Genomic DNA, 12,219 nt, shown 5'->3' with positions numbered 1-12,219 from the left:
TTTTCATTATACCATAAGCTAAATTCCAAAATATCTTATATAAAAATATATACCATTTTCTCAATAAATAAAGATATATCTTTTAGTTTCTCTTCGTATAGATAAAATAAAAAATTTGCAAACATAATTAACAATACACTCACATTAAACCCGTAGAGAAATTTTTTATTATGTTGAAAATCATGCGATAATGAAATTTTTAAAAGAAATGCGAATAAAGCATAAAGAGTATTTCCCATAAATAAAGCTATAAATGACATAACAAAAATCAGTCTATATATGCTTGATTTATCTATATTTGAAAAAACAGAATTTGAAAAAACCAAACCACTTACAAAAGTTAAAACAATAGAAGCAAAAATACCTAAAATAGTGATATATTGAGTTTGTTGCTTGCTAAGGTTGTCTTTTATATTATTGTAGTTTTTATAAAGCTCATTATATTCATCTTTTATCTTTTTTATTTTACCATCAGAATCTTGTAATCTGACACACTCTAAATTAATATGATCATAAAAATCTTTAATTTTTTCTTTAATACACTTATCGCAATTTTTATCATCTAATTTTTCCTCAAGCATTCTCACATTTTGAGCTAATGTCATCAAATCTTGTTCTCTGTCGCTTTTTGTAATATTTAATATTATCGTCGTAAGCTCTGAATACTTATGCTTATATTCTGTTTTATAAATTGCGATTAACTTTTCTACAATGTCATCACAACTACTTTCTAAGCTTTGCTCATTATATATTTTTTCTATAATTACTTTTAGTTCCTTATGTTCTTCTTTAAAATTCATTTTTGGCTTCTTGTTTTATTAATTTCTTATCGATAATTTCCTTTTTATTTTCTTTAAAACTCTGCTCCCATGCTCCACCTTTTCTATGACTTTTTTCAACAAGAATCCAATAAGATTGTTTATTACATTTTTTAATCGAATCATTAATTGTATCCAATTCATCATTGTCAAGATTTAATTGAATTTCTTCATTAGGCTTATCTATAGAATTAGCTCCATAATTTCTGTATTCACAATAAACATCTCTAGCAACAGGGCCATACTTCCAAGCTTCAAAATCATCATTAATAAGATGTTTATCAAATTTTTTAATATAATCAAGTTCCGTAAAATATAAAGTTTTTTGTAGTTCTAAATTACTCAAATCTTTATCTGATTTATAAAGAATATATTTTGCTAAATCTAAAGCATTAACCATTGTTACTCCTTTAGTTTGTTTTATTAATCATATCAACATATAAAATCCTAATCAATTGTTTAAAGTATATCATATATAAATTTAAACACCTATTATTATTATTATTTTATTTCATCTTGAATTATTGTTTTTTCCATTTTTATATTTTTCAACTTGGCACTATGGAGTTTTTACGTGCGGTTTTTTGGAGTGAGAATATCACTAAAGCTACAAGTATAAAATACACCACCGATAAACTAAGCAATAAAAGGTAAGTAGCATTGCTGTCTTTTTCTAAAAAGCTTCCAAACACAGGAAGCATTAAACTAGGTTTTGCAAGTAGTGCAAAAATGCAAACTATATAAGAAATACCAATGATGATTTTTCTTATAATTTCTTGCTTATCATCAAGTAAAATAAATTTCAATACAAAAAATACAAAAAGACTTATAATAGCAATATGTGTATACAAAGCTACAAAATCTAAAAAATTAAAAATCACATAAAAAAAGCTAACAAAAATATATAAATTAGTAAAAATATTGAAAGAAAGTATCAGTAAAACTATAAATAACAAAATCAATATATAAACAAAATTGTTTTTTATAAATTCATCTAGCTTGCCACTTTCTTTGTTTATATTTAAACCAAAGATATTATAAGTCGTTTTATTGTGTTCTTTAAAGATATAGCTTTCGTTAGTATCTACTTGAACGATGTGATATTTTGCATGATTTTCTATGCTGGGTTGTTTAAATTTATCAAGTACAAAATAAAAAACACTAAAAAGCATGATGATGATAAGTAGATTATGAAATACCTTTAGCAAGTCTGTATGATGATCGCAAAGTTTACGATAAAAAACAAGTTGCCATTTGTCTATCCACTCTTTAGAAAATACTCTAAGCTCTTTCTCTTCTAGTTCTATCTCTTTACAATAAAGCTCGTATTTATGAAAATTTGAAGCATCTAAAAAATTGTTATCTTTTATCAAAGCACTTTTAAAATTCCTGAAAGAATCTCTAAAATCATTTGCTGCTTCATATTTTGGTTTATCTATGTTATCTATAGTAGTGTTTAAATTTTTGAAGTTAAAATTAGTTTTTATATTTACTAAATTTATACTATCTTTGAAAGTAGATTGAGAAAAATTTGGAACCATATTAAAAGTAGACCCATAAAAAGAAGCAGGATGGTTAAAACTACAACTATAAATTTTCACATCAAAAAAATTGCAAAATACAAAATACACACCCTTATTAAAAATACATGTTCCAAATGTTAAGTTTTTTATAGTTTTGTTTTCAAAAGCAATTACTTGATTAAATTCACAACTTTTAAACGATATATTTTTTGTTTTTAAGAAATCATCTTTTATTTCTATACCATCATCAAACTTTACCCCAAAAAAAGAAACTTCTTTTTTAAATTGATTTACCGATAAAATTTGTTTATTCTTAAATTTCATATCTTTAAACAAAACATTTTCATAAAAGATATTTCCATTATCAATATCTAGTGTAGTATTATCAAATTTTCCAATAAAATTAATTCTTCTATAAAAACAACACTTAGTAAAATTTATTTCTGAATTTTCTTTACATCTAAAATAAAATTCTACAGTATTATCCTTTTCAATCTTTTCAACAGTTATGCCTTTAAAAAATGCACTCTTAATAATTTCATTACTAATAAATAGAATATCTTTTTTAAAATCAACTTTTTCCATTTGAATTTCTTCATAAGAATTGCTCTTTAAAACAACCCTATCAAATGTAATTTTTTTAAATTTAATATTTTTACTGAAATTACTTCTGGATATTTTAAAAGTTTTTGAAAACGTAATATCCTCAAAAGTTATATTACTTTTTACCTGAACACCAAGCAGTTGAAAACCAAAATCAAACTCACACGCGTTTACATGCAAATCATAATTAAAAATTGCATCCATAGAAAATGCATACGAATTGATATATTCGCGTGAAACATTCTCATTTTTTTCGTAATCAATTTCTGCTTTTTTTATTCCAAAATATTCAAATTTACATGCCTCGAAATATAATTTTGGATAACATAAATTTTCCTTAGTTGTTTTAGACTTAAAATCTGGTTTTGTATTTCTTTGCATTTCATTGTTATCTTGACTTACACTAATCAACAACACTGCATTTTGTCTTTTATCTTCAAAACTTTCAAAATAAATATCTTTAAAGCTACAATTTTTAAATTCTATACACTCTATTTTAAATATATTTTTATCTATATCATCTATATGTATTTCATAATTATCCGACTTTAAGATTTTTACTTCTTTTAATTTACCATATTCTTTTATTTTTATTTTCAAAGATTTGTTATCGACTTCAAATATTATTTTGTTAGAACTACTGTGATCTTTAAAATATTTCGAAAAAACTATTTGAGTCATCTTCCTACTACTCCTGCAATTTGTCCTAAATAAGGCAGCAAAGATATAAAAGCATCTATACTTTTATCGCTTAAATATTTTAAAACAGAAAATATCTTTTCTTTTGTTTTTGTCTTATCTTTTTCTTTTAATGTATCAATAGCCAAAAGTAAATTTTCTATTTCTTCTTTTTGATTTTTATCTAAAATACCTTCTGGAATTTTATTTAACTCTTCTAATGCTTGTTCTATTGTTATATTTTGAAATATAGTGGCATTTGCTGTATTTGTATTGTTGTTTTTAATGTCATTATTTATATTAATCAACTTTTTATCTTCTTTTATTTTTTCACTTTCATCTTTTAACTCTGCTAAATAAATCTCCATTCTTTCTATCATCTTTTGTAAAGATTCTATCATACCATAATCATTTTCTGATGGCTTAGGGTAATATTCACCTTCAATAGTAGGATATACTATGTCAAAATTTTCATAATATATATTTTTATAAATTTCTTCTATATATTTTATTTGTTTCCAACATTTCGATGGATTTTCTTCTTTTAAGATTTCTTTACTTTTATAAATATGCTGTGTTAATTTCTCGATTTTATTTTGGTTCATTTTCACTCCTTGTTTTTGATTATTTTTATTTCTTCTTCGTTTAGGTTGTAAAGTTTGTAAACGATAGAGTTTATTTTATCTTCTTGGGTTTTGGTGTTTGCATTTTTGTCTTGTTCTTTTAAAACTAAAATCTCATCGACTAAGCTTATAAGCTCGTTTGCTAATTTTTCATTTTTAGAATTTATTTTTGGTATAGGAAGTTTTTCGACAAATATTTTACTCATTTCATAACCACTAGCACCTAACTTCGCTCCAATCTGTTTAAAATAATAAAAATTGACATTAGAATTCAGCAATGCTGTTAAATACAATAATTCTTTTTTATTATTTGATTGATGAGATAAAATAAAGCATTTTTGATTTAGCAATAATAATTCGTTATCAAAAAATGCTATAAATTCCTTATTCATATTAGGATACACTATCTTTTCTTTTTCAAATTCTTGATAATAAGCTATACTATCTTGGGTCTCAAACCATTTGTTACTTGTTTTCTTACGACAGCCTTTTTCTCCGCTTTGTTTTATGCGTGGTAAAAATTTAGATAGATAAGATTTTAATGATGGGTATTGTTCTATATCGATTTTTAAACTTGGAAAAGTTCCTATCACCCAAAGCCCTGCCCACTCATAACTATATCTTTTTATATCTCTACCGCGTAGCATTTTGCGTATGAGTTTGGCGGTGCGTTCTTTTTCGGCTTCATCTTTGCATTTAGCTAGAATTTCATCTCTTTTTTCAGTAGTGATGATAAAGGCTTCATTATAGCCCGTTTTTATGCCATAGTTTATATTAAGCCCATGCCAGTCTTTAAGCGGAGTGCCGTGCTTTTCTATCTTTGCTTTTAGTGCGTTTGTGCTTTCATCATTGAAAGCAAAGCTTTCTTTGCTTAAAGAATTTTGTGCGATTTTGTTAAAATTTAAAATGCTTTCTATATTAAAGTCATTTTCTTTTAAAAGCTCGGTGTTTGGGGCTAGGTATTTGAAGCTACTATCTTTAGTTTTTGCTTTTTCAAAGCTTAGTATGGAAGTATCTACCGTAGCACTATCAAAGACTTTTATACCATTTAGATCGATGTATTCTAAAAGTGTGGTATTTTTGAGTAAAAACTCTCTTAAAGCTTCTCCATAACCTGCTCTTGTGTATTTGTTTGAAGTGATGAACGACAAAACACCATTTTGCTTTAGCACATTAAACCCAAGCTCATAAAAGTAAGTATAAATGTCGCTTGTGCCTTTATATACCTTATAGTTTTTGGCTAAATTTGGCTTTAACTCTTTGATGTCTTCTTGTCTGATGTAAGGTGGGTTACCGATGATGAGATCAAACCCTTGAAAATTCCCGCCCTCATCAAGCACTTCGCTAAATTCAAAACGCCATTCAAAAGGATTTGCACTTTCTAAGTCAAATATACTCTCATAAAGCTTTTTAAGCTTTTTAAATTCTTTCTTAGCTGCACTTTCATCAAAGTCAAATTCAAACATATTTTTAGAGAAAAATGCTCTAAAATTCTCATCTTTTTCATCTTGTGCTAAAAAATCGCCGTATTTTTTAGAGTATTCATTAGCGCCGCTGGTAAGTTGCTTGATCTCTTTGGCAAATTTGTCTTTTAAACAGAAATTTTTAAAAGACTCTTTAAGGTTTTTGATCTCTTTTGCGATGAGAGTTTTATCGGCGTAAAAGCCTTCTTTGTAGTCTTTGACTATGCGTTTGTATTTATCCATGCGTTCTTTGATGTTTGGGTAGTGAGAAAGGCTTTTGTGAATTTCAAAATAACTTATAAGCGAATTCCCACATTTTATGTTGATGTCGATGTTTGGTAGGGTTTTAAGATCATGATAGTTTGTATCATCAAAGCTTTCATAAAAGCTGTGTTTTAAAAGCTCTATCCAAAGCCTTAGTTTAGTGATCTCACATGAGTTTGGGTTGATATCTACTCCAAAAAGGTTGTTTTCTATGATGTCTTTTTTACGCTCGAAAAGTTCTTTTTGGCAAAGGTGGGTTTTGTCTTTGTCAAAATCAGGGCGTTTATACTCTAAAAACTGGCCTTTGTGATTTTGCACTAAAATTTCATCATTTTGCACGCTTAAGTAAAAGTCCTCTTCAAACAAACCAAGCTCATAATGCACCATAAGCATGGCATTTAAAGCTGAAACTAAAAAATGCCCGCTTCCCACCGCAGGATCGCAAATGCGTATGGAATTTAGCAAGGCTAGTTTTTGTTCTTGAGGGATTTTTTCTTGGCGTAGCTGGGTTCTTAGCTCGTTTAGCTTGGTGGCATTTAACTTAAAAGTATGGTTAAACTTATCTAGCACGACTTTTTCTATACTTGCTTTACACATATATGAAGTGATAAAACTTGGAGTATAAAAACTACCTTCTTTGTAGCCATTTAGCTTTTCAAAGACATTTCCCAAAACGCTTGAGTTGATGAGTTCTTTTTGTTTGATAAGTTCTTCGCTTTGCTCATCTGCTCCAAAGTCAAAGCTGTCTAAAAACTCAAACAAATACTCAAGCAAACCTACTTTGCCTTTTTTGCTTTTGCCTTTGTCATCTTTTAACTGCGTGTGTGGGTGGTACTCTAGCAAAGCGTCATTTTCTAAAGTGGCAATTTCTAATGTGGTTTTTTCGATGGCTTGTTTTTCAAAAAGCGATGAATTTAAATAAGGCAAATAGCTAAATTTACTCTGCGTCCTTGTGTGCTTTTCTTTAGCTAAGATATCAAAGAAAAGATGTGAAAGGGTAGTAAAATTTGGAATTTTTTCGTAGTTTAGAAATTTAAGGGTTTTATCATCGTTAAATCTAACTAAATTTGACTCAATAAGCTTTAAAAATAAAATGCGATTTAGCCAAAGTATGATGAATTTTAACACCTCTTCAAAGTCATGCTTTGAGAGTTTGCTCGCTATGAGATGATAAAGCGTGCCTTGGGCTTGTTTGCTTTGCTCACTTTGTGTGATGATGAATTTAGAAAGCTGTTTGTTCTCGCTTAAACCTAAGATGTATAAAAGCTCTTTGTAAAATGCGTTGTTTAGTGAGTTTGCGTCATTTGGACTAAATTCATTTAACAAAAAGTCTCTATGAAAGGTTTTAAAAATGCTTGCTAGGTTTTTGAAATTTGACTTTTGCTTGTCTTTTAAAAATGCCAAGTCAATAAAAAAGCCTTTTAAGCTTTCTTTGGAATTTTCTATGAGTTTGCTTGCTTCTTTGTAAAATTCATCAGTGTTGCCTTTAAAAAGTGAATTTGAGCTTTGAAATTCTTCAAAAAGCTTTTTAAAGCTTGTGTTTTTATAAAAAAGCTCTTCAAATTCACTAGCTTTGAAAATGTAGAATTTATAAAAGTCTGTGATGATGATAAATTTCAAACTAAAGCTATGCTCTCTGTTTCTAAAATAATACAAAATGGCTTCATGTAAGGCTTTGGAATTTGGCTTTGTATGGGTGATGAATTCTTTTGAGTTGGGCTTTTTAGCTTCGATGAGAACTTCTAAGTCTTTGCTAAGTTCATCTTTAGCAATAGCTAAATCAATCTCGCTTTTGCCTTTTTGCTTGGTTTTGATGTGGGTTTTGAAATTTAGGGTGGTTAAAAATGGACTAAGTGTGTTAGCTACAAGATAATCTTCATTTTCACTTTGTGAGCTTTCAAGCCTTTCTAGATACTGCGTTAAAGCCTTGCCAAAAGTGTCAAATTCATTTTGTGTAATTTGCTTTTTGCGGTAGTAAGGGTTGAAAAAATCTTTTTCATTTAGCAAAGTAAAGTGCATTTTTAACCTTTATAAAGAATATTTTGTATTTTACTAAAATTTACTTTAAAGGATTGAAAAGACTTTGTGAAAATATAAAAACAAATAAACTGATAATCAATAAAAAATTATTAAATAATATTTAATTTTACATTTTTTGTACTAAGAAATTTTTAATTTTATTGATATACAATAAGTTTATATCAAAAAAATGTCAAGGAGGCAAAATGGGAAAAATTTTGGTTTTCTGCTTAGCACTTGTTTCTTTTGTTTGTGCTAAAAATGAATTTTTTACAAGTGAAGTAAGCTCACTTTACTTAAGCAAAAATGACACAAAAGCTGTTGGTAGATTGCTACCTACAAATCCTTTTAAAGTATTAAAAACTGATGGAAATAAAGTTTTAGTCAAGATCACAGGCTATGTTAATCCTGCTTCACCTTCTGTGCTTTATTACAACGATAGTCAAAGAATCATAGTTGCTGCATTTTCTAAAAATACAAAACTTGATTTTAAAACTTACACTAAAAGTAAAAATGGCAAATGGGATAAAGCTACCATAGAAGTTTGGACTGATAAGAAAGATTTTGCAAAAAGCAACAAAGAAATGTTTATAAAAGCAAAAGAACTTTATATGAATAACTGCGGAATTTGTCATAGTGTTCATAAAGAAAGTGAATTTAGCGCTAATAGTTGGCCTGCTACTTTTAGATCAATGGTAAATAGAACAGGAATTGATAAAAAAGATCATTGGTTAGTGATACAGTATTTACAAAAAAGTGCAAAAGATTTTAAGGAGGTAAAATAAAATGGGGCTTGATAGAAGAAAATTTTTAAAAATTGGTGCTGGTTTAAGTGTATTACCTCTGGTTCCTAGTTTGGTTATGGGAAAAAGCGTTGAAGCTTCGACTATAAATTCAGGTTTAGTAAAAAATGGAAGCGTGATAACAGCAGCACATTGGGGAATTTTAAAGCTTACCATTAAAGATGGCATTGTGATCAAAAGTGAGCCATGGGAAAAAGTAACACAAATTGACAATCCTTTACAACACTATACAGCAGATATGATCTACAAATCGCGCGTGAAATATCCTTATGTAAGAAAAAGTTATCTTGAAAATCCTGACAATCCAAAGCCTGAGCTTAGAGGAAAAGATGAATTTGTGCGTGTAAGTTATGATGAGGCTATAAAACTTATAGCAAAAGAACTTAAAAAAACAAGAGAGCAAAAAGGAACTCAAGCTATATTTGGTGGAAGTTATGGGTGGAAATCTAGCGGAAATATGCAAAATTGTAGAATATTACTTCATAGATTTTTAAATGTCACAGGTGGGTTTGTAGGGACTACTGGAGATTACTCAACCGGAGCTTCTCAAGTGATCATGCCTTATGTTGTAGGCTCCATTGAAGTTTATGAACAACAAACTTCATGGGAAAATATTTTAGAACATTCTAAAATAGTAGTTATTTGGGGTGCTAATCCTATCGCCACTTTAAGAATAGCTTGGACTTCAAACGACCAAAGGGGTTTGCAGTATTTTGAAAAATTAAAAAATAGCAAGATCAAGGTTATTTGTATAGATCCTATAAAAACTGAAACTGCTAAATTTTTAAATGCACAATGGATCTCCCCAAGACCAAATACAGATGTTGCTATGATGATAGGTATGGCTAGTCATCTGATCGAAAAAAATAAAGTCAATTATGAATTTTTAGAAAATTATACAAGTGGTTTTGATAAATTTAAAGCTTATTTAGATGGCAAGAATGATGGTATTAAAAAAGATGTAAAATGGGCAAGCAAAATTTGCGGGATTGATGAAAAAACCATTAAAACACTAGCTGAAAGCTTTTATGATAACCCTACCATGCTCATGAGTGGTTGGGGTATGCAAAGAGCTCATCATGGTGAACAACCTCATTGGATGTTAATAACCCTAGCTTCAATGATAGGACAAATTGGTACTAAAGGAGGTGGCTTTGGCTTAAACTATCACTATAGTAATGGTGGGGTTCCATCATGCAAAGGTGGTGTTATAGGAGGTATTACAGCAGGAGCTGTGGGAATTTGGGAAAATGGAAAATTTAAGGGGCTACCAAAAGCAGGAGTTAGTCAAGGTGGTGCCGAATGGCTACAAAATGCTGCTAGTTATTCTTTTCCAGTAGCTAGAATAGCCGATGCTTTGTTAAATCCTGGAAAAGTTATAGACAATAATGGTTCTAAGATAACCTATCCTGATATTGACTTTATTTATTGGGCGGGTGGAAATCCATTAGTTCATCATCAAGATACAAACAATAATGTAAAAGCATGGCAAAAACCAAGAACTATAGTTGTAAATGAAATTTATTGGACTCCAACTGCCAAAATGGCAGATATTATAATGCCTACTACAAGTTCTTATGAACGAGATGATATTACCATGAGTGGTGATTATTCTAATATGAATATAGTTCCAATGAAGCAAGCGGTATTACCAATAGGCGAGAGCAAAGATGACTATGAAATTTTTGCTGATATTTGTAAAGTGTATGGAGATGATGTATTTAATGCTTATACTGAAAATGGTAAAAATGCAAAAGATTTTATCAAAGAATACTACAATAGCGCTTTAAAACAAACTCAAGCTTATGGGGATGTATTTGAACCAAAAATGCCAAGTTTTGAAGAATTTTGGGCGAAAAACGAGCCTATAACTTTTTCTCCAACTATAGAAAGCATGGAATGGGTTAGATTTTCTGAATTTATCGAAGATCCTATCTTAAATGCTCTAGGTACTGAATCAGGCTTGATAGAAATTTACTCAAAAACAATCGAAAAGTATAACTATAAAGACTGCAAAGCACATCCAATGTGGATGGAGCCGATAGAATGGCTAGGAAATGCTACCAAGGAAACACCTTTTCATCTACTAACCAATCACCCAACAAATAGACTCCACTCACAAATGTGCCATACTTCACTGCGTGAAAAGTATGCGGTAAATGGTAGAGAGCCTATATTGATTAACCCAATTGATGCTAAAAAACTTGGAATCAAAAATGGCGATATTGTAAGAGTTTTCAATAAAAGAGGTCAAGTTCTCGCAGGTGCTGTTGTAACAAAAGACATTATGCCAAATGTTGTAAGATTATGCGAAGGTGGGTGGTATGACCCAAATGATGAAGGAATGTGCAAATACGGAAACGTAAATGTCTTGACTATTGATATGCCAACTTCTGAATTAGCAAACGGAAACATTTCTCATACAAGCTTAGTAAATATAGAAAAATACAAAGGATTACCGCCTGAAATAACAGCATTTACAGCTCCAAAAGGTGCTGAATAAAACATTCTTTCTTAGAAGATAATTTTCTTCTAAGAAAGCTAGATTTTTCAATCCATATGTTGTATCTTATTATAGATTTTATTATAAATTAAAATCACGTATAACACTTTATAATACAACCAAAAACAAAAAAGCTAAAAATAAACCAATTCAACTAAATAACTAAATTAGTCAACTAATTTACTATTTTCATAACACATAATCCTAACCTAACTAAAATACGTAAAAACCAAATTTATCAGATTAATAAAAAAATATAAGCAATTAAAACAAATAAAAACAAAGACGTAAAAACTAAAACCTATCAACCACAATGGCTTCAAATATCAAATTAAAGTATTGCTACTAGAAAACTACTATCTCACCCAAAAATCCACCACAAACTCACTTACAAATACACTACTTATAAAACAAAATCTATACCATCCTAACACTAAAATAATTTATTTTACAAGCTGAATAATAAAAAACCTAAAACTAAATCAAACAACTAAAAATAAGAATTAAAGCCCATCTGTAGTCAATAACCAAGCTGACTAAACCACTAAATAAAAACAATAAAAAATAAAATAATAACCCCCTCCCACAACCCACCAAATAACAATTCAATAACCAACAACACAAATCTAAGCCATAAAAACAACTAAACAACTAAACAACTAAACAACTAAACAACTAAACAAACCTAATTTTTCAGATCAATAAAAAAGCAAAAACATAAGCAATAAAAACTAAAAAAACCAAATTTATCAAACTCGCTATAAACATTTTAAAGATAAAACAACTAAATCCCCAAACAATATAAATCCAAAAGCCAAATCACTAAAAACACAAACAACTAAAAACAAAAATAAAAAACCATAGCAAAAAAATAAAACAATAAAGAATAAAAATAAATTAAAAAATAAAAAGGAATACAATT

7 protein-coding genes are annotated in these 12,219 nt (G+C 28.9%); 2 read left to right on the top strand and 5 right to left on the bottom strand.

All coding sequences use genetic code 11. The features are described 5' to 3' along the window. Positions 1-35: 35 nt before the first annotated feature. The 5 genes from L8V79_RS01785 to L8V79_RS01765 all read right to left on the bottom strand — a co-directional run bounded on the left by L8V79_RS01785 (position 36) and on the right by L8V79_RS01765 (position 7,991). A complete protein-coding gene (locus L8V79_RS01785; RefSeq protein ID WP_263702281.1) occupies positions 36-800 on the bottom strand; it encodes a hypothetical protein in 765 nt (254 codons plus the stop codon). Next, positions 790-1,218 (bottom strand): Panacea domain-containing protein, encoded by a 429-nt coding sequence (locus L8V79_RS01780; RefSeq protein WP_263688009.1) that lies wholly within the window; start codon positions 1,216-1,218, stop codon positions 790-792. Before L8V79_RS01780 ends, L8V79_RS01785 begins: the two co-directional genes overlap by 11 nt. Before the next feature lie 148 nt (positions 1,219-1,366). Then, positions 1,367-3,544: a hypothetical protein gene (locus L8V79_RS01775; protein ID WP_263702280.1), complete on the bottom strand. Its 2,178-nt coding sequence runs from the start codon at positions 3,542-3,544 to the stop codon at positions 1,367-1,369. Positions 3,545-3,621: 77 nt separating this feature from the next. Then, positions 3,622-4,227 (bottom strand): hypothetical protein, encoded by a 606-nt coding sequence (locus L8V79_RS01770; RefSeq protein WP_263702279.1) that lies wholly within the window; start codon positions 4,225-4,227, stop codon positions 3,622-3,624. Positions 4,228-4,229: 2 nt separating this feature from the next. After that, the gene (locus tag L8V79_RS01765; RefSeq protein ID WP_263702278.1) at positions 4,230-7,991 is read right to left on the bottom strand and encodes an Eco57I restriction-modification methylase domain-containing protein; all 3,762 of its coding nucleotides are present in this window, start codon (positions 7,989-7,991) and stop codon (positions 4,230-4,232) included. Positions 7,992-8,197: 206 nt separating this feature from the next. On the opposite strand from L8V79_RS01765, the gene L8V79_RS01760 reads away from it, so the two are divergent. Next, a complete protein-coding gene (locus L8V79_RS01760) occupies positions 8,198-8,776 on the top strand; it encodes a cytochrome C (RefSeq protein ID WP_263702277.1) in 579 nt (192 codons plus the stop codon). 1 nt (position 8,777) lies between these two features. Beyond that, on the top strand, positions 8,778-11,297 hold the full coding sequence (locus L8V79_RS01755; RefSeq protein WP_263702276.1) for a molybdopterin guanine dinucleotide-containing S/N-oxide reductase: 2,520 nt from the start codon (positions 8,778-8,780) through the stop codon (positions 11,295-11,297). Positions 11,298-12,219 lie beyond the last annotated feature (922 nt).

Source organism: Campylobacter sp. IFREMER_LSEM_CL2194, from assembly GCF_025771685.1.
Lineage (GTDB): Bacteria > Campylobacterota > Campylobacteria > Campylobacterales > Campylobacteraceae > Campylobacter_D.
The sequence above is the reverse complement of the archived record's forward strand: the minus strand, read 5'-3'. Positions and strand labels throughout refer to the sequence as shown.